The following is an 18,616-nucleotide window of genomic DNA, read 5'->3' on the forward strand; positions in this document are numbered from 1 at the left end:
ATCTTGCTGATATTCGTTGGTTATTACTATTTCTAGTAACAGAGCAGACCTTACTTATTTCGTCGTGGCACCTGTCTTCAGTCTATGTTCGTGGTTCAATGCAGCGTTAGCTGCACTGCCATCCTAACGCCGTCGGTGGTTGTGCCACACCCGATGCTTGATCCCATGCATTAACTCTAATACGTTTATCATGCGGGTACTCTTGCCAATCTAAGTTTTGTATTCACTGGCGTAAGCACCACTTCTTTTGCAATAGCCCATATGTACGCAATCATTTCTCGGGCAATGGCGGTAACAACCAGATTGTAGTGTTTCCCTTTGGCTATCATTTTTTTATAGCGTTTGCAGAGCCTAATCTGTGCTTTCCACGCAATATCAATAATGTCCTTTGGTAAGCCTTCTTGTCGTTTTTGCATATCTGTTGATATATTTGCCGCATACCGATAAGTGTGTGCACCTTCCACAAGAAGGCGTCTTGCTCGGCCATTTCCGCATTTTGTGATGGCGCCAATATGGCGTTTGCCACCACTCGAGTGTTCACTGGGTACAAGACCGAGATAACTCATTAATTTACGGGGATGGTCGAAACGCGATAAATCGCCAAGCTCAGCAACAACGCCAGTGGCGACCAACAAACGGACACCACGCATAGCTTGTATTGCTTTGACAACAGGATAATAACGCCACTGGTGAACGTGGTGTGTTAGTTCATTGTCTAGCCGTTCAAGTCGGCTTATTCGTTCGGTAATTGTGTGTAAAAATTCTTGTAAGACGATGTGCTGAGCGGGGTGTGGCAGCACAATCTCAGTGAGCCAACGTAAATGTTTTTGTGACCAATTCGCAGTGCCTTTATAATTAATATTATTGCGAAGCAACAGCGCCTTTAATTGATATTTGGCATCTTTTAAGTCCTTCATTGCCACTTCGCGTGCACGAGATAAATCGCGTACAGCTTCATCTTCAGGCTCGGGAACATAGATAGGTGTTAAATCTTCAGACTTAAGTAATTTAGCAAGCTTAAGAGCATCACGTTTATCGGTTTTAATCTTCTCACCAGGTTTTTTAGGAATAAGAGAGGGCGCCACCACGTAACAGCAATGGCCGAGGCTGGTAATTAACCTGTAAATCCAATAACCACATGGGCCTGCTTCATAAACAAAATGAAGTGTTGCGCCAGAGTATTTCGATTCGAACTGACGAACAAGCTTTTGAACGGCCACTTTGGAAGACGAAACTCGGCCAAGATGAACAGGTTGCGCACCTCTATGTTCTTCAATATAGGCGACTTCATTGAATTCTTTATGTGTATCAAGACCGATAAAAAGTATGCTATGTTTATTCATGTTAGCCTCTGCTGTTTAGTTAATTGACAAACTAATTATGGCTCTGGCTTTGAATTAAGCTAACCCACGAAAAGCGGAGGCTAACACCGTGTGGGAGTCATTATGTCTAGGTGATTCTGAGAAATCAATGGCCAAATCAGAGATAAGACAGTTCTTAAAAGAGATCAGCACTAAATTTCCTGACGTTGTGCCTCTCATGGAAAAACATGAAAAATGGGCACTCACATTCCTAATGGAAGAGTTCGCAAATTTGACAACCATTTTGTTTAACCAAGGTAATTTAGAAGAAGCATTAGAACAGTTGCAGTACATGAGCGAAAAACTAGATACTGCAACCAAAGCAGAATTCGAATACATAGATGTATATTATACAGAGCACTTATTCTGGAAAGGTACAAAAGAAGGTATTGAGCGTGGCTGGCCTCTCGTGCCAGGTAATCTCAAAAAACTATACTTGGGCTTTCATGGTAAAGCCCCTAGGGTAGTGGTTTAAATATGCACGCACCTAACAACCTAATCAACACACTCACTTCGTTCGCTGGGATGCATACACATGGGCAGCGTCGCTTCGATCCAAATTATAGCCCATGTGTTTGCGCCTCTAAGCAGGGTGCTATGAGGTGCTCTAGATAGTATGCAGAATATAAATCCATGGCTTTGGTCAGCTTTTGTTTTGTCTCTTTCAGGAATCTTTTTTAGATGGGTGTTTGGTAATACGTTTGTGGGCTTTTTTCTTGCCGTATTGCTAGCTTTAGCGATAGTGCCTTTAGTTAAAAAAATTCAGAGAAAGAATTAACAAAACACCCATTTTAAACTTTACATCTTTCGAAGCCTAGATTCTAATTGGCTAAATAAAGTACGTGTCATTATAACTTGCTTTTTGGGTACAAATTGATTGCCTTAAAGTATAAAGCTATATAACTTATTAAAGTGAATACATTTTATTGACGTAAATTAATTAGCAGGAAAGCCAAATGAACAATAAAATACTCAAATCATCTACAGCTACGTATCAAGGTGGTGTTGCAAGAGCCGATGGTAAATTTTATGTAACGCAAGGTGAGGTACGTTTTGAGCCATACAATGAAAGTGCTGGTTTAGGGCCTTATACTTTTACACGAAGCGCAATCGTAAAAATTGAAAAGTCAGCAGGGAGAGGTGCAGGCATTTTACCACTAACAAGCGATGCAATAACAATCACTTTAGATAATGAAGATACTTATGACTTTATTTTAGCAAACCCCGATGAATGGATTCGTCTACTCAAGCATTAAACAATCTCTAGAGCTGGCATTTAGGCATAATTATTTTAAGTGTGTGCTAAGTTAAACGGCATCAATAGTTTCCAGTTTTAACTATTAAAAAACTACAACAAAAGGATTTGAATGATGGTTAAAATATCTATGCTCACTATTTCTACTAGCAGCTTTATTGTATCTTTTATGGGTTTTGCTAACACCGCTGTGTCACCGCAAACGGATGAGCAGTGGCGAACAGTAATAGAAAATGATATTCAAGCTGCTTACAACATTACAGCACAAAATCACCCAGGTATGTTTGATGCTAACAACCCCGCGTTCCCTGACTTATTAAAAAAAGCAAAAGCAGAAGCACTTACATTGTCGGCTCAAGCGAGTGGGCCGCAGGTTCATGCAGCGGCAATTTCTCGTTTTAGCACTATTTTACAAGATGGCCACGCCGGTGCGTTTTCAAGCGTAGATAGACCCGCGCGCCGCTGGCCGGGCTTTAGAACTGTGTGGCGAGGTGATGCGCTAAAAGTGTATTACAGTGAAAACAAAAATATTAGCAAAGGCGACGTTGTAAGCCAATGTGATGGGCAAAGCACCGAGACCTTAATACGTGAGAGAGTGTTTAAGTTTTATGGGCAAGTTGCACAACCTGGCCATTGGTGGCAGCAAGGTTGGCGGTTACTCATTGACGAGGGCAATCCATTTTTAACTCCTTTAAAAGAATGCGAATTTGTTAAAGCCAATGGCGATACCTATACACACGTATTAAATTGGTCTGTAAGGCCTAAGTCAGCCAGTAAGCATTTAGAAAATGCCTACAACGGTGATGAACTCCCCATTGATTTAACCTGGCCTGAAAAAAATATTGCGTGGATTGCTATGCCTAGCTTTTCATCAACCGAAAAGCAAACTGCTGCCTACAATAAAGTGTTTGAAAAAATACAACAGCAGCGTAGCAAGTTACTTACTGCAAAAGCCGTGGTGTTAGATTTGCGCCATAACCAAGGTGGCTCATCTTATTGGAGCTCACAAGTAGCCAAAGAACTATGGGGCAAAAAAATAGTAGAACAAAAAGTAAATAATACTTCTCAAAACACGCAAGTGTGGTGGAGAGCATCAAAGGATAATACCGACCATGTAGTGTCTTTATTAGAGGTTGTAAAAAATCAGCCTGAATTATTGAAAATATTTAAAATCACAGCTGCGGGTATGGCTTTATCACTTAAAAGTGGTGATCCATTTTATGTAGAGCAAGAAACTAATACGCTAAATAACATACCACAAAAGCCTTTAACTAGTGACTTTAAAACCAAGGTGTTTGTTATTGTTCCGCCGCAGTGCGCCAGTGCTTGTTTAGATGCGCTTGATAAGTTTAAGCTTTTTGAAAATACTACGTTATTCGGTGCGCCAAGTAGTGCTGATTCTATGTATATGGAAGTACGCTTAGCTGATTTACCTTCAGGGTTGGGGAAAGTGATTGTACCTAACAAAGTATACGTAAACAGAGCGCGTGGGGCAGGGGATTTTTATAAGCCCGATGTGGCATATAACGGCATTGATTGGACAACTAATGTATTGCTTGAGCAAATAAAAACGTTATAAAAAAAGCCGCTTGTTAAAACAAGCGGCTTAACTATTCTAACTAGGGAATAGTTTAAAACGTGTAACGGGCACCAATTGAGTAGCGTGGGCCGTACTGATTAGCAAATAAAAACTGCTCTTCGTAACGGCCGTAGCCTTCTTCGGTGGCATTATTTAAGTTTATGCCATCAAAAAATACGGTTACGTTTTCGTTTACATCGTAGTTAACGCTCATATCCCATTGGCCGTAGGCTTTAGCATATTGCGGTGGCGCATCGGCTGAGCCTTGTGCCTGGCCTACACCAATTAGGTATGAGTCGCGCCATGCGTAAGTAATTTTGATTGATAGGCCGTCTTTTTCGTAAAAGCCTTGAAAGTTAGCAGAGTCACTTAAACCTGTAAGCGGCGCTTGTTGGTCTAGGCTTTCGCTATCAAATTCTACATCGCCATCTACAAACGTGGCGTTAACACCTACACCAAAACCAGTTTCGCCAATTAAGTGCTGAACAGCCACTTCAAAACCATCTACCGATTTGCTGTCGGTGTTTTGTGGTTGGCTTATGTTCCATACCATAAGTGGGTCATCGCTATTTGGCTCAATGACGCCATTCGCATTGCCATAACCATTGCTAATCATTTGCGCAAAAATAGCATCGGTGGTTGCTTGCTCGCCGCGCGATTCAATATCGCTAACTGCTTGTAAGTAACGCGGGCCGTTTAAAATGTCGTATAGGCCTTCAATCGTGGTTTGCGTAATGGTGGTTTGAATAAAGTTATCTACGTCTTTTTTAAAGTAACCAACAGAGGCATAGCTGCCTTCTGCGTAGTAATACTCTAATGATAAGTCGAGATTGGTTGATTCAAACGGCAATAAATTTGTATTTCCTTGGCTACCCGTGCGCGAGCCAGGTTTTGGGCTGCCTGTTAAGCTACGGCCACCGGCTAAATCACCCAGTGGTGCACGCGACATAGTTTTACCCCATGAAACACGGGCTACAACGTCTTCGGTTAAATCAACACTTACATCGATTGACGGTAATAATATGTCGTAATCGCCTTGCTGCTCTAAGAAGTTATCATCGCCGCCGGCTGCATATTGCATTATCCACTCTGAGGCGCTGATCCAGTTTACTTGTTCTTCAACACGTTGGCGTACTGTGCTGGTTACATCTGTTTGCTCGTAGCGCAGGCCTGCGTTTACTTTTACGTAGTAATCGCTTACATCAAACTCCCAGCTTGATTGAATATAAAAGCTGTTTGTAATTTCTTCTACGTAGCTTTCGCTATCAATACCATCCATGTAAGCATTGGCTGCGTATGCATCGCCACCGGTTACATCAGAAGTTAGGTAAGCCATTTGGCGAGCCACTGCTTCGTCAAAATCGTAGGTGTAGTAGTAACCTGGTTGTAAGTTACTGCCGCCACCATCAAATTGAGCTAAAAGGCCCGACGTATCGTGGCGAGTAAACATGCTATCTGGGAATATTTCTGTGTACGATGGGTTAAAACCAGGGCCACCTACTAAGCCACTCCAAGCAGTGTAACCACCGGTGTTTTGCTCAGTGCGCGATGCACCAAATTTTACTTTAACTAGGCCAATATCAAAGTTTTCATTGTACCAAGTGGTATGTAATTGTAATTGCTCAATGTTTGATTCACCCGGCGAGTGCGTAAATTGGCTAAAGTTAGAGTCAATTTCGCCTGGCGTTAATTCGCTTGTGCCGTTTAACCAGTTCACCTGTGCACTTGGGATTTCGCCTGTGCGGTAATCGTAAATTTTATTTGCTAGCTGATCAGAGCCTAAAATCACTTGGCCAGTACTGCCTAGCCCGTCATCGGCGCCGTTATCGGTTTCATTTTTAGAGTCATGGTAATCAAGTTCAACGTGCCACGTGTCGTTAATTTCCCACTCTAGGTTTAAACCAATAGAGCGTGCTTTTACTTCTGTGGTGCCTTTGTTGGCTGTAAACGAGGCATCATTACCGCTAATATCGGCATAAACAGCGGTGCCGTTTTCATCAAGCTCGTAGCCATTAATATTGCTACCAAAGTCGTTCCAAATACCCCAACCAATACTTTCAGAGCCCGTAACCGCTTTACTTGCTGTGTAATCTAAGGTGGCTACAAAGCCATCAACTGGTTCAAATTGAAAAGTAACTTGGCCGTTAGTACGTTCACGCTCTACATCTTCAATAGAGTAGTTCATGTCTTTAGGGAAGTAGTAGTTACCTGATGGGTCAGTACGGTTATCAACAACGTTACTGCTATCTAATTCAGGTAAATCAACATTGGCTTGCCAACCTTGAATATTGGCGCGTTGTTTTTGAAAGTCGCGTTCTTGGTGCGAAAACGAAAAACCAAAACCAAATCTGTCATCTGCAAATGTGTTGCTATAAACAGCAGAAAGCTCTGGGGTTACATCATCACCGGCTTCGTTTGATGAGTCGTGATTTGCTTTAACCGTGGCTGAAAAATTTTGACCTGGCTTTTGAAAAGGGCGCGCAGTAGAAATATTAACTGTTGCACCTAAACCACCGCTTGGTACATCGGCGCGCGCTGTTTTAAATACTTCTAGCGCACTTACGCCTTCAGAGGCAATGTTTTCAAGGTTGTACGAACGCGTGTAACCTGTGCCTGGCATTTGGCGGCCGTTTAGCGTAATTAAGTTAAACTCTGGGCCAAAACCACGTACGGTAATTTGGCTACCTTCACCGTTTGCACGGCTCACCGATACACCGGTAATGCGTTGTAATGACTCTGCTAAATTGGTATCTGGAAATTTCCCCATTTCTTCTGCTGAAATGGCATCTACTACGCCCGATGAATCACGTTTCATATCCATAGAACGAATAAGTGAACCACGAATACCTTTTACCTCAATAACTTCTACATCAGGAGATGCTGCAGTGTCTGCCTCGGCAGCAATGGCCGTATTTAACGTGCTTGCAGCAATGATAAGAGACACAGAAGCCGCAAGTTGGCTCTTTTTAAAATTGAATGTGTTCATAATAGCTCTGCTTTATAAAATGTTGTTGTGTAGCAATAGGCGCCATGCGCCTATTGTAGTGTGTTTTTATGGATTCGCGATAATCATGTTATCTATGCGGTATAATGCGCCGTTGCCCATATCCCACGTAGGAAATACCATGAGCACGTTTATAGCGCTAATATCTAAGCCCGCATCAAATAGTTGCCCAATAGGGAAGGTGTATGTTTGCCATTCGCCTGTAACAGGTGTTTGCCCTTCATTGCTTTGCGTTAATGCCAGCTCTACTGCGCTTGAAGCGCCAATTGATTCAATTTTAAATAACCATTGTGCATCCACGTCTGAAGGTGCTGTTATTACTTTTAAATCAAACTGTACAACGCCATTTTCTAACAGGGCTGATGCATCAAACGATACGTCTTCATCGGCTAAAAAGCCCATTACAGTAGGTGTTGCACCAATGCTAAACTGAGCCACTTCGCCGTGCTGATCATCGTCGGTTTCTGTTGTAGGTGTTGAACCACCACAGCAATCCCATATGCTCCACTGATCGGCGACTGTATCTGTAAATACGTTTAGCTCACCAGAGGCAACGGGCGCTGCATTAGGGTTGTAAATTTTAACATTATCTACACGGTAAACCGCGCCTTCACCTGCACCCCATGCCGGAAAAATCATAAGTACATCAATTGCACTTACATCAAGGCCTGCACCAGCGAGATCTGATAACTTAAATGTATAAGTTTGCCACTCGCCAGTCACTGGCGCTACACCTTCAACACTTTGCGTTAGCTCAAGTTCTGCAAATGAAGTTGCACCATTTGCCTCTACTTTAAATAACCACGCAGTTGACGGGTCGCTAGGGGTAGATGTTACTTTTAAATCAAACTGAATAACGCCTTCATCTAAAATGCTGCTTGCATCAAATGACTCACCTGCACCACCTACTTCAACACGGCTGTTAAAGCCCATTACTGTAGGCTCTGCACCAATACTAAATTCAGCGGTTACACCGTGCGCTTCATCATCTACCACTTCGATAGGTGTTGAGCCACCACAACAATCCCACATTGGCCATGCTAGGTTTTGCTCATCTTCAAAAATAGTTAGCTCAGGTGATGCGCCTAGGTTGTCTTGTGTAATTTCAACGTCGTCAATTAAAAAGGTTGCGCCTTCGCCCGTGCCCCACTCAGGAAATACCATAAGTACGTCAATTGCGCTGATATCTAAATCTAAGTCAGCAAGGTCAGAAAGTAAAAACGTATAGGTTTGCCACTCACCTACTACAGGTGCTTGGCCTTCAACGCTACTTGTAAGCGGCATATCAGCATCGGTTGAGGCTTCTGTGCTTTCAAGTTTTACAAACCAAGGTGTGTCTGGCACGCTTGGTGCGCTGGTTACTTTCATTTTAAAGCGTACGTAGCCTTCTTCTAGCATAGGTGATGCATCAAAAGGCGTTGCAGCGCCGTTTTCGTCAGTAATAAACGCATCGCGGCTAATAAAACCAACCACTGTAGGCTCGCTACCTATTGTAAATTCAACAACGTCGCCTTGCTCTTCATCACTTACGATTGCAGGTGTAGAGCCACCACAACAATCCCATGCTGGCCAGTTAGGGTTAAAACTGTCGCCAAAAATAGTTAACGGTGTAGCAATACCTGTAGATGGCGGGCTAGGAATAGGCGCTTCGCCCTCTAGCAGGGCATCGTCTAGGCTATCGTAACCTGGGCGAATAGTTTCACACCCTTTGCCGGTATCTGGGTTTGATGCACATTGATAAACGCGTACGTAGTCAATTGCAAACGTTTGGCCGTTTTCAAATGCGCTGGCATCTACGCCTAACTCATTTACGTTTTCAGGCCAGTCGCCGCCTACTGCTAAATTTAACAGTAAGTGAAAGTCTTTATCGTAAGGAGCGCTATCCCAATGAGTTTCTAGCTCGCCAGAACCTTGTTCAAAATACTCTGCAAACCAACCGCGATGTTTCAAACCTGCGGCTTCGCCTTTGGAATTATATAATACTTCTGATTGGCGCTGTGTGGCATATAGGTAGCCATCAACGTACCAGCGTATTTCACCTTCTTGCCACTCTACTGCGTAAGTATGAAAGTCATCTGCTGGGTTGCTATCTTCAGGAAATTTGTACTCTTGGCCTGTGTAGCTGTTATCTGGCCAAGCGCGGCCGTAATGCAATGTGCCATGAATGCTTGATTCAACACCGCCATCTTCGTCAGCGGTTTTTAGGTTTACTGATTCTAAAACATCAATTTCGCCTGAGCGTGGCCATGTACCGTATTCTTCATCGGTTGGTAGCATCCAAAACGCAGGCCAGCTGCCTTGCCCCGAAGGGAGCTTTGCGCGCACTTCAAAGCGGCCATAAGTAAAATCAGCATTGTAACGGGTATTTAAACGCGCAGAAGTGTAGGGCTTTTCAGCGCCTTCAGTTGCGGGTAGGGCAACAATGTTTAACACACCGTCTTGTATAAAGGCGTTTTCTTCGTTATCGGTGTAACATTGTTTTTCGTTGTTACCACCGCCATCGCAGTTTAATTCAAAGTTCCACTTATTAGTATCAATGGCAGAGCCGTCAAACTCGTCGCTCCATACTAGTTGCCAATCTGAAACTGGCTCAGAAGCGTCGATATTTTCAAAATTAGATGTTGTGGCTGAGTCGCCACCACAGCCAGCTAAAGACGCTAACGAAATAGCAGCCAGTAAGCGAGCAATGTGTGTTTTTTCAATGTTCATAGCTGAACCCCGGTTTCACAGATTGTTGTCAGAATGTGTGTTTAAACTTATTAAAAAGAACCATATTTATTTTTGTAAGCGCTTACATTTATCATGTGTTTTTGTAAGCGCTTACAAATAATATTGCGCACTACGTAAATGGTCAACATATTTGTGTGTTTTATTTACATTTAGTTTACGGTAAGACCAGTTTACCAATTGGAGTTATTAACTAAATCGCTAATAAATTTAACAGCTTACATTATTTGTAATGTTGCATTTTTAATACATCTATTAATGTTTTACTTAATTGGTAAATATTAAAGTGACCTGTAGCAATTACATTTAGCGCAAATTGCGATGATTTACCTGTATTAGGCTAACTATAATGGCGTGTAATTTTGCTTTTTTACAAAAAACGAAAGTTAAAAACAAAGTGAAAGTGGTATAGCATTCAATAGGTTAGTAGACCTTTTAAGTGTTTAGCTTGTTAAGGTTAAATTTTAGGGGGTAAGGCTTTGGCGGGGTTTAATAAGGTAAATGTGTAAATTTAAATACGCATTTACCTCTTAATTTATTGTTTATTTTAATAGTATTGTAGCCACTTGAAATGGCAGCTTATTTACGTTTAAACGGCATAATTAGCAAGCCCCACAGCGAGGCGTTTTGCTGCGGGTTAGGGTATTCTTTTAAGCCTATATCTATGTCGTTATCGGCTTTTTGCGCTTCATTTTTGTAACTACCAAACAGTTTATCCCACCAAATAACGCTAAATCCATAGTTTGAATTGGTTTCGCTCACGCGCTGGCTATGATGAATGCGGTGCAGTATTTGGGTCATTAATATGAGCCGAAGTGGTTTTTCTATGGCATTGGGTAAACGTATATTGGCGTGGTTAAACAGCGCTAAACCATTAAGTGCTATTTCAAATATTAATACAGCAATAGCAGGTACACCCAAAGCGGTAACGGCAATTAATTTTATAACTATGCTGAGTACAATTTCGATAGGGTGAAAACGCAAACCTGTGCTGGTATCTACATGGGCATCGGCGTGGTGCACACGGTGCAAGCGCCACAAAATAGGCACTTGATGAAAAAGCCTGTGCTGCCAATAAATAACTATATCAAGCAGTAATATGCTTAAAATAATAGCAACACTACTTGGTGTGGCTATTTGATTAAATAAACCGATACCGTGCTCTTGGTTATAAAGCGCTACGGCAGTTAAGCCTATTGGCACACTTAAGCGAGCAATTACAGAGGCAGCAAACACCAGTCCAAAATTGGCCAACCACCGGGTGGTGCTTTTTATCGGCGATTTACGGGCAGGCATGCGCGATTCTAGCAGCATCATAATAACCAAAATGCTAAAAAAGAACCCTAATCGCCACCAAATTTCATTACTCATTGGCTTGTGTAACCTCATCAGCTTCTTGGCGTTTAAGCGTGTTATAACCACCATGTATACGTGTAAAAATAGTAATAGCGCACGCAGTGGCAAAAATACTCGCCATTAGGGCAAAGTGCTGCGGCCAAATACAAAAGGCAATAAACAGCGCGATGGTTTCTGTGCCTTCGGTTAAACCATTTAAATAGTAAAAGCTTTTGTATTTAAACTGGGGTTTTTCGAGCTTAAATTTTTCGGCGGCTATGGCAAAGGCTAAAAAGCTTGAGCCAGTGCCTATAAAGGTGGCCAGTAATATGCTACCTGCAATGGCGTTTTGCTCGGGGTTTGCCAAAATAAAGCCAAGCGGAATTGCCGCATAAAATAAAAAGTCGAGGGTAATATCTAAAAAGCCGCCAGCACTTGAACTTAAATTTGCATGGCGTGCCAATGCGCCATCTAGCCCATCTAAAATACGATTTAAAGCAATAGCCGTTAACGCTGCGTACCACATTTCAAACGCAATTAATGGCACAGCTAATAGGCCTATTAAAAAGCCTACCACAGTAAGTTGGTCGGGCGTTATGCCGCGTTTGTGCATTAACGCTACAACGGGGGTTAACAGTGGCTTTATTACTGGGGTGATGTATTTGTCTAACATGCTTGGTGCCTTGTACTTTTTGTGCGTTTATTTGGCTAAATTTAAGGTGATCAGTTTGCCATTTGCGGCCTCTGCATCGCTATGATCGTGGGTTACCATAATAGCGGGCAATTTATGCTCGCGTATTTGGCTAAATACTAGCTCGCGCGTATCTACTCTTAATTGGGTATCGAGCTTGCTAAAGGGCTCATCAAGTAAAATGGCTTTTGGCTCGCTCAATAGCATACGCAATAAAGCTACGCGTGCTTGTTGCCCACCAGAGAGGTTGTCGGGGTGGCGATTAGCCATGCCTTTTAATCCAACTTGTTCAAGGGCGTGCTCTATTTTTTCAAGGCGCTGTTTTTTATTGCCTTTAGGCATAGCAAAGGCAATGTTACCGCTTACCGATAAATGCGAAAATAATAACGCATCTTGATAAAGCACGCCTATGTGGCGTAAATGTGCGGGCAAGTTATTAATATTTTCGCCGTTAAGCCACACTTCGCCATTTGCGCTAAAACCACTGGGTAATGTGCCGGTAAGCCAATTTAATAAACTTGATTTACCACTGCCTGATGGCCCCATAACAGTGAGTATTTCGCCGCCTTTTACCTGCTCGTTTAAGCTAAGTAATTGCTGGTTTTGACGATAAAGCTCACAATTTTTAATCTCTAAAGATGACTGCATTAAAAACCTTTTAATTTATGGGTTAGCGATGGGCGCTTTTAAAAAAGTACTTAGGTAACACCCACGCCAGTATAAAGCCAATGAGTGGCAATGCCATTTGCATAATGGCATACACCGCACTGGTGCGCCTACTTGCGCCATTAGCAAGGGTAACCGCTTCGGTTGTTATGGTTGCTATGCGCCCGCCACCGGCTAAAAGTGTAGGTAAATATTGGCCAAAGCTAATGGCTAAACCAAGTGCCGCCGCAATTAAAATAGGAGCAAATAACTGGGGTAATTTTACTTGTAAAAACACTTTGCAGGGCGTTGCGCCAAGGCTTGCTGCTACATGAGCAAAGCGAGGGTCTAAGCGCCTATAACTGCTCGCAAGCGATAAAAACACATACGGTAGTACAAACAATAAGTGGGTAAATACCACATTAAAAAACGCGGCCTGGTTATTTACTAGTTGTTGCAGCCACACTAGGCCAAATAAAAATGCAATACTTGGCACAAGCAGCGGTAAATAAATAATTAAGCTGGTAAAGCGCGACATAGGTTTGGCACTTAACTGCTCTGACTCTAAGCACAAAAGGGTAATAATAATGGCAAATAACGTAGTAACTAGCCCTATAGCAAGGGTATTAAAAAGCGGGCTTTGCATTTGCATTAGCGCACTTTTAAAGTGAAGTAGCGTGAGCTGATCGGGCAGTGCCGCCGGAAAACGCCAAAATCCGGCAACCGACCACATAATTAAGCCAATTAACGAGAGCAAAATAAAGCCAATTACAAATACTGTTAATACGGTTGTTATTTTTTGCCAATAAACGCCGCCATACTCTCGCTCGCCATTGGTGAGTAAATCGCTAAATAATGCTTTTATCGCTTTTTCGCCGCCAAGCCAAAGTGCTAGCAAACCGCCAGTAAGTACAAGCTGTAATAGTGCCCCCGCTGAGGCTTTAATACGCAGGTTTAAATCTACATCGTGAAACCAGTGCATAATAGCGACAGCCAAGGTGGGTGGTGTATTTGGCCCCAGAATAAGTGGCATTTCTACACTTGCGCTGGCATAAGCCAATACGGCTAAAATGGGTAGGCGCAATAATGGGTAAAGGCTTGGTAATATTACTTTAAAAAAAGCCGTCATAGGGCAGTAGCCCAAGTTAAGCGCTACTTTATGTTGCTGGCGCAGCTTTTTGCCAAGCTCAGGTTGGGCAAGCACACCTAGCGCCATTAACAGTAAAAAAGGCAGCTCTTTGAGGGTTAAGCCTAAAATTATACTAATTCCAAACGCGTCATGCGGAAACATGCCGTTAGGCGCAAGTTCCCACCCACTAAACCAAGGCGATACTAAGCGCGAGATCATTCCCGAAGGAGCAATTAAAAAACCAACCGCAATAGCCGCTGCCGCGTGGGGAATTACCAGTATCGGGCTCAATAAACGCTGAATACGGTTAAGCCACGGGCTATTAAAAAATGCAGCTAAAATCATTAATGTAATGGTAAAGGCTAGTAAGCTACTTATTAATCCGCTGCCAACACTTAGCATAACCATGTGTGTTAGGCCGGGTGTTTGCATGAGCATAGTAAAGCCATGTAGGCCAAGTGTTGTGTGCTCAAGTACCGGCGCATAACCAAAAGCGGGCAATAGCACGCTAATTAAGCCGCCTATTACCGGCAAAATAAGCAATGCCAGTAAAAAGCGTGGGCTTAATGTCACTAATTTACTAAACATATCGGCGCTTTTATGTGGTTTAAGCGTTGGGCTTGCTGCTAACTTATTTGATACAACACTCATTGGCTTACTCCAAAACGCGCTTGCCAACCTTGCAAAATAGCATTTACCCAGCTTGGGTGTGGCTCACTTAGCGTGCGTTTAATACTATTTAAAGGCAGGGCGCTTGGATGCGGTTGCGTTGTTTTAAATAAAGCTTGTTGCTGTGGTGCTAGCGTTGATTGAATAAGTACGCTTTTATCGCCCCATATAGGCGCTTGTTGTTTTTGAGCTTGCGCCTCTGGGCTTAATAAAAAATTAGCCACTAACTGCGCACTTTGTGCATGGCTTGCATTATAAGGTATGGCTACAAAGTGGGTGTTACTTAAACTGCCATCTTGCATTGCATAACTGCGAATACTTTTTGGTAAATCATAACGTTTAACGGCGGCGGGCACTTCTGGCGCTGAAAACGTAAACGCTATGCTTAGCTCGGTGTCGCCCACTAAGCGGCGCATTTGTGCACCACTTTGCATAAAGTGTTTACCGCCGCGCCAAAGTGTTGGGTGCAGCTTATTTAAAAAATCCCATAACGGGTTTAATACTTGGGCTGTGTTTTTTGCAGTAGCTGGCTGATTTAACTGCGCTTTAAGTGTTTCATCACTTTGTTGATGTAGCATAACAAGCGCGTATTTTAAAAAGCTCATTCCTAAAAAATCAGGTGGCTTTGGGTAGCTAAATCGCCCTGGGTTTTGTACGCTCCAGCTAAGTAATTGGTTTAGGGTTGTTGGTAGTGTGTTATTTGCAGTGCCATCAATTGCTAAACTGTCGTAGTAAAAGGTGAGCGATGCTTGGCCCCAAGGTGCTTCCATCCCGTTGGTGGGTATTCCAAAATCAAAATTAACAGCAGGGTTATTACTAGGGTCGGTGTAGCTAAAATTAGGCAGCTTATTAGCCCATTGTTTTAGTAATAATGAGTGCTCGCTCATGGTGGCAAAGTTAGCACCGTTTATCCAAATTAAATCTACGCTGCCTTTATCGTTATTGTTTGCTGATTTTTCGGCAAGTACCCGGCTAACGGCTTCGCTGGTATCACTGAGTTTTACATGTACTAAGTTAATGTTGTATTTGGCTTTTACTTGCTGCGCAGCCCATTGAATATATGCATTTATTTGCGCATCGCCGCCCCACGCATAAAAATATACGCTTTGATTTTTACCTAAGCTTTCTATTTGTTGCCAACGGCTTTGTAGTTGTGTACTTGCTAGGCTTTTAAAGCTAATAATAAGGCAAATGCAAAACGCGACACAGCAAAAGCTGTATCGCGATAATGTTTGCCAACATTTATTGGTGAGCATTTAAATCCCAGTTGTAGTCTAAAAATTTAACTTTCATGTTGTTATTTTTAAGCGCTTTTTGCTGAGCGGGTATCAGTTTTAGTGCTTTAGGGTATTGCATAAAAAACTGCTGCAGCGTGTTTGCGCCTTTAAAGCCTTGTTCAAAATCCTCGCCGTACCACTTAAATATTGAAGATACACTTAGCGTGTTATCTTGCGCTATATTGCGGGTTGCATCTGATAAAAAACGCACCGTTTGCGCTTGCAATTGGCTGTCTAAATCAGTGGCTGTGTAGGCTTCTGCACGTAGGGCTGGGCAGCCAATACTTGCGCAATTTACAGCAAAATGAATACGTGGGTCGTTGTATTTACCACTGCCACGTATTAAACCATGTTCTATATCATCAAGACTGCGCGTTTTACCAAGTAATGGCACAAACTCTTTGCTCCATGGTGAGCTAAAAAAGCTGCCTAAATCTTTAATTGATTTAAGGTTTGGGTATTTTGTTAATATTAGTTCAACAGTAAAGGCGTTATACGCGTTGATTAAAAACGCCAGCTGCTTTGGTTTTTCCCATGTATCAAACTCATTTTGCGTAACAGCCGATAGCGAATCTAAATAGCTTTTAAGCTCGCTGTGCTTAGCTTTAATTGCTGCATAATCAACCTCAGTGCTGTGGCCATTATTAATAGCTACAACATGGTTGTTTAATAATGCGTTCCAGCTGTCGTGCATATTTTGAGCTTGGGCCGAAAATGACGTTGCAAACGATGTTGCAAGCAAAGCAGACCCTAACAATAGCGCTTTTAAAGGTGTTTTAAACATATTAGCCTCTGCGCCATGTGTGGTATTTTTCAAGCATGTTAAGTACTTTTTCTGGTGCGTGAGCGCGTTTCCACTCGCCTGCTGCGTACTTGTTACCTTCAGCCCAAGTAGGGTAGCTGTGAATAGTGCCTAGTATTTTGTTAAGGCCTAAACCGTGTTTCATTGCTAGTACAAACTCAGCTATTAAATCGCCAGCGTGCTCAGACACCACAGTAACACCGAGTATTTTGTCTTTGCCTTTTGGTGTAATTACTTTAATAAAGCCTTTGGTGGCGCTGTCGGTAATGGCGCGGTCTAGCTCTTCAAATTCAAAGCGAGTGATTTCATAGTCTATGCCTTTATCAATAGCGTCTTGCTCGTTTAAGCCAACACGTGCTACTTCTGGGTCAATAAACGTAGTCCACGGAATAACACGGTAATCTACTTTAAACTTTTTAAGATTACCAAATAAGCCATTTACTGCTGCGTACCAACCCTGATGAGCGGCTACGTGCGTAAACTGATACGGACCTACAATATCGCCAGCGGCAAAAATGTTAGGGTAAAGCGTTTCTAGGTATTCGTTAGTGACTACAGTACGATTAGTTTCAATACCGAGTTCTTCAAGGCCGTAACCTTTAAGGCGAGCGCTTCGGCCCACAGCACATAGTAGCTCATCGTATTCAATATCGATTTCGGTATCATTATGTTTTACCACAATGAATTTTTTACCGTCGCGCGCTTCACAGCGCAGTGTCTGATGCGATGTTAAAATGTTTACGCCGCTCTCAATAAGCGCTTCGTGAGCAAAGGTAGACACTTCTAGGTCTTCTTTGATCATAATGCGTTCAGCCATTTCAATTTGCGTAACATTTGAACCTAAGCGTGCAAAACTTTGTGCAAGTTCACTACCAATTGGGCCACCGCCAAGTACAACAAGTTTTTTAGGGGCTTCTTCAAGCTCTGCAAATTTAGTCCATAATGTATCGCTTGTTACATAGCCTGTTTCTTCAATACCAGGAAGTGGCGGTACAAATGGCCGTGCGCCTGTGGCAATAACAATCGTACGGGCGGTTAACGTTTGCGTGCCACCGTCGTTAAGCTTAATTTCTACAGTCCACGGGTCTAATAATTTACCGTAGCCTTTTACTACATCTACGCCTAGGTTAGTGTAACGCTCAACGCTATCGTGTGGGGCGATGTCGGCAATTACTTGGTGTACACGTGCCATTACTTTTTTAAACGAAAACTGCGGTGCCATGTTTTCTAAGCCGTAGTGTTCACCGTGGCGAATTTGCTCAGCAATTTTAGCGCTTTTAATAACGGCTTTACTTGGCACACACCCGTAGTTTAAACAATCGCCGCCCATTTCGCCGGCTTCAATTAGCGTTACTTTGGCTTTAACTGCTGCTGCAATGTAGCTTGTTACTAAGCCTCCAGCACCTGCGCCAATAACAATCATGTTACGGTCAAACTTTTTAGGTTTAGTGTAATTTTTGTATACGCGACGTTTTTTAAACACGTTTAAGATTCCTTTAGCAATAAAAGGGAATACACCCAATAAAGCGAACGATAAAATAAGATCGAGCGATAAAATGCCAGATAAGCTCTCAATTTGCGCAAGTTGCGTACCCGCGTTTACAAATACAAATGTACCCGCGAGCATGCCTATTTGGCTTACCCAGTAAAAGGTCCATGCTTTAATGGCGGTAACACCCATCAATAAGTTAATTAAAAAGAACGGAAATACGGGTACTAACCTAAGCGTAAATAAGTAAAAGCCACCTTCTTTTTCAACGCCTGCGTCAATAGCGTCTAAGCGCTCAGGAAAACGTTGTTTAATTGTATCGCGTAGTAAGTAACGCGATACTAAAAAGGCAAGCGTAGCACCTACCGTAGAGGCAAAAGAGGCAACTAATAAACCTTCAACTAAGCCAAATAATGCACCTGCGGCCAGTGTTAATATTGCCGCACCCGGTAAGGAGAGAGCCGTTACTACTACGTACAGTAAAAAGAAGCCACCAAAAACCAACAATGGTGATTGCTCTTTATATTGGCTAAATTGATCCATCGACCCTTTTAAGCCTTCAAGCGTAAGTAACTGGTGTAAATTAAAGTGAAAGAACAAGCCTATAGCCGCTGCTGCAATCAATACCAAAAATAGTTTTTTAATCATGTTCT

The 18,616-nt window shown here is 42.6% G+C and carries 13 protein-coding genes; 3 read left to right on the forward strand and 10 right to left on the reverse strand.

The features are described 5' to 3' along the window. Nucleotides 1-188 precede the first annotated feature (188 nt). Nucleotides 189-1,343, reverse strand: coding sequence for an IS110 family transposase (locus tag VOI46_RS20300; protein WP_029772239.1), 1,155 nt, complete (start codon nucleotides 1,341-1,343; stop codon nucleotides 189-191). Between the two features lie 127 nt (nucleotides 1,344-1,470). Here VOI46_RS20300 and VOI46_RS20305 point away from each other — a divergent pair, with 127 nt between their 5' ends. The 3 genes from VOI46_RS20305 to VOI46_RS20315 all read left to right on the forward strand — a co-directional run bounded on the left by VOI46_RS20305 (nucleotide 1,471) and on the right by VOI46_RS20315 (nucleotide 4,195). After that, entirely contained in the window at nucleotides 1,471-1,836 is a 366-nt protein-coding gene (locus VOI46_RS20305) for a hypothetical protein (RefSeq protein ID WP_282337881.1), read from the forward strand. Between the two features lie 481 nt (nucleotides 1,837-2,317). After that, complete coding sequence (locus tag VOI46_RS20310; protein WP_282337880.1) at nucleotides 2,318-2,617, forward strand: hypothetical protein; 300 nt, start codon at nucleotides 2,318-2,320, stop codon at nucleotides 2,615-2,617. Between the two features lie 168 nt (nucleotides 2,618-2,785). Beyond that, entirely contained in the window at nucleotides 2,786-4,195 is a 1,410-nt protein-coding gene (locus VOI46_RS20315; protein WP_282337892.1) for a S41 family peptidase, read from the forward strand. 52 nt (nucleotides 4,196-4,247) lie between these two features. On the opposite strand, the gene VOI46_RS20320 is transcribed toward VOI46_RS20315, so the two are convergent. The 9 genes from VOI46_RS20320 to VOI46_RS20360 all read right to left on the reverse strand — a co-directional run bounded on the left by VOI46_RS20320 (nucleotide 4,248) and on the right by VOI46_RS20360 (nucleotide 18,611). Beyond that, nucleotides 4,248-7,181 (reverse strand): TonB-dependent receptor, encoded by a 2,934-nt coding sequence (locus VOI46_RS20320; protein WP_282337879.1) that lies wholly within the window; start codon nucleotides 7,179-7,181, stop codon nucleotides 4,248-4,250. Nucleotides 7,182-7,247: 66 nt separating this feature from the next. Further along, a complete protein-coding gene (locus VOI46_RS20325) occupies nucleotides 7,248-9,908 on the reverse strand; it encodes a glycoside hydrolase family 16 protein (RefSeq protein WP_282337878.1) in 2,661 nt (886 codons plus the stop codon). Nucleotides 9,909-10,505: 597 nt separating this feature from the next. Beyond that, nucleotides 10,506-11,297, reverse strand: a complete 792-nt coding sequence (locus VOI46_RS20330) for a sterol desaturase family protein (protein WP_004589580.1) — start codon at nucleotides 11,295-11,297, stop codon at nucleotides 10,506-10,508. Next, the gene (locus VOI46_RS20335; RefSeq protein WP_004589581.1) at nucleotides 11,290-11,934 is read right to left on the reverse strand and encodes a CDP-alcohol phosphatidyltransferase family protein; all 645 of its coding nucleotides are present in this window, start codon (nucleotides 11,932-11,934) and stop codon (nucleotides 11,290-11,292) included. Before VOI46_RS20335 ends, VOI46_RS20330 begins: the two co-directional genes overlap by 8 nt. Nucleotides 11,935-11,961: 27 nt before the next feature. Beyond that, nucleotides 11,962-12,600, reverse strand: a complete 639-nt coding sequence (locus VOI46_RS20340) for an ATP-binding cassette domain-containing protein (protein ID WP_004589582.1) — start codon at nucleotides 12,598-12,600, stop codon at nucleotides 11,962-11,964. Nucleotides 12,601-12,622: 22 nt separating this feature from the next. After that, complete coding sequence (locus tag VOI46_RS20345; RefSeq protein ID WP_004589583.1) at nucleotides 12,623-14,377, reverse strand: ABC transporter permease subunit; 1,755 nt, start codon at nucleotides 14,375-14,377, stop codon at nucleotides 12,623-12,625. Continuing rightward, the gene (locus VOI46_RS20350; protein WP_004589584.1) at nucleotides 14,374-15,651 is read right to left on the reverse strand and encodes an ABC transporter substrate-binding protein; all 1,278 of its coding nucleotides are present in this window, start codon (nucleotides 15,649-15,651) and stop codon (nucleotides 14,374-14,376) included. Before VOI46_RS20350 ends, VOI46_RS20345 begins: the two co-directional genes overlap by 4 nt. After that, nucleotides 15,638-16,456 (reverse strand): DUF547 domain-containing protein, encoded by an 819-nt coding sequence (locus VOI46_RS20355; RefSeq protein WP_039972556.1) that lies wholly within the window; start codon nucleotides 16,454-16,456, stop codon nucleotides 15,638-15,640. The genes VOI46_RS20350 and VOI46_RS20355 overlap by 14 nt, the downstream gene beginning before the upstream one ends. 1 nt (nucleotide 16,457) lies before the next feature. Beyond that, complete coding sequence (locus tag VOI46_RS20360) at nucleotides 16,458-18,611, reverse strand: bifunctional TVP38/TMEM64 family protein/FAD-dependent oxidoreductase (RefSeq protein ID WP_004589586.1); 2,154 nt, start codon at nucleotides 18,609-18,611, stop codon at nucleotides 16,458-16,460. Nucleotides 18,612-18,616: the final 5 nt, after the last annotated feature.

Source organism: Pseudoalteromonas sp. CuT4-3 (assembly GCF_035666335.1).
Classification (GTDB): Bacteria; Pseudomonadota; Gammaproteobacteria; order Enterobacterales; family Alteromonadaceae; genus Pseudoalteromonas; species Pseudoalteromonas atlantica.

Excerpts from the sequence above, each read along its gene's own strand:
- VOI46_RS20300 (WP_029772239.1), bottom strand. The coding sequence starts at position 1,343 with ATGAATAAACATAGCATACTTTTTATCGGTCTTGATACACATAAAGAA.
- VOI46_RS20305 (WP_282337881.1), top strand. The coding sequence starts at position 1,471 with ATGGCCAAATCAGAGATAAGACAGTTCTTAAAAGAGATCAGCACTAAA.
- VOI46_RS20310 (WP_282337880.1), top strand. The coding sequence starts at position 2,318 with ATGAACAATAAAATACTCAAATCATCTACAGCTACGTATCAAGGTGGT.
- VOI46_RS20315 (WP_282337892.1), top strand. The coding sequence starts at position 2,786 with ATGGGTTTTGCTAACACCGCTGTGTCACCGCAAACGGATGAGCAGTGG.
- VOI46_RS20320 (WP_282337879.1), bottom strand. The coding sequence starts at position 7,181 with ATGAACACATTCAATTTTAAAAAGAGCCAACTTGCGGCTTCTGTGTCT.
- VOI46_RS20325 (WP_282337878.1), bottom strand. The coding sequence starts at position 9,908 with ATGAACATTGAAAAAACACACATTGCTCGCTTACTGGCTGCTATTTCG.
- VOI46_RS20330 (WP_004589580.1), bottom strand. The coding sequence starts at position 11,297 with ATGAGTAATGAAATTTGGTGGCGATTAGGGTTCTTTTTTAGCATTTTG.
- VOI46_RS20335 (WP_004589581.1), bottom strand. The coding sequence starts at position 11,934 with ATGTTAGACAAATACATCACCCCAGTAATAAAGCCACTGTTAACCCCC.
- VOI46_RS20340 (WP_004589582.1), bottom strand. The coding sequence starts at position 12,600 with ATGCAGTCATCTTTAGAGATTAAAAATTGTGAGCTTTATCGTCAAAAC.
- VOI46_RS20345 (WP_004589583.1), bottom strand. The coding sequence starts at position 14,377 with ATGAGTGTTGTATCAAATAAGTTAGCAGCAAGCCCAACGCTTAAACCA.
- VOI46_RS20350 (WP_004589584.1), bottom strand. The coding sequence starts at position 15,651 with ATGCTCACCAATAAATGTTGGCAAACATTATCGCGATACAGCTTTTGC.
- VOI46_RS20355 (WP_039972556.1), bottom strand. The coding sequence starts at position 16,456 with ATGTTTAAAACACCTTTAAAAGCGCTATTGTTAGGGTCTGCTTTGCTT.
- VOI46_RS20360 (WP_004589586.1), bottom strand. The coding sequence starts at position 18,611 with ATGATTAAAAAACTATTTTTGGTATTGATTGCAGCAGCGGCTATAGGC.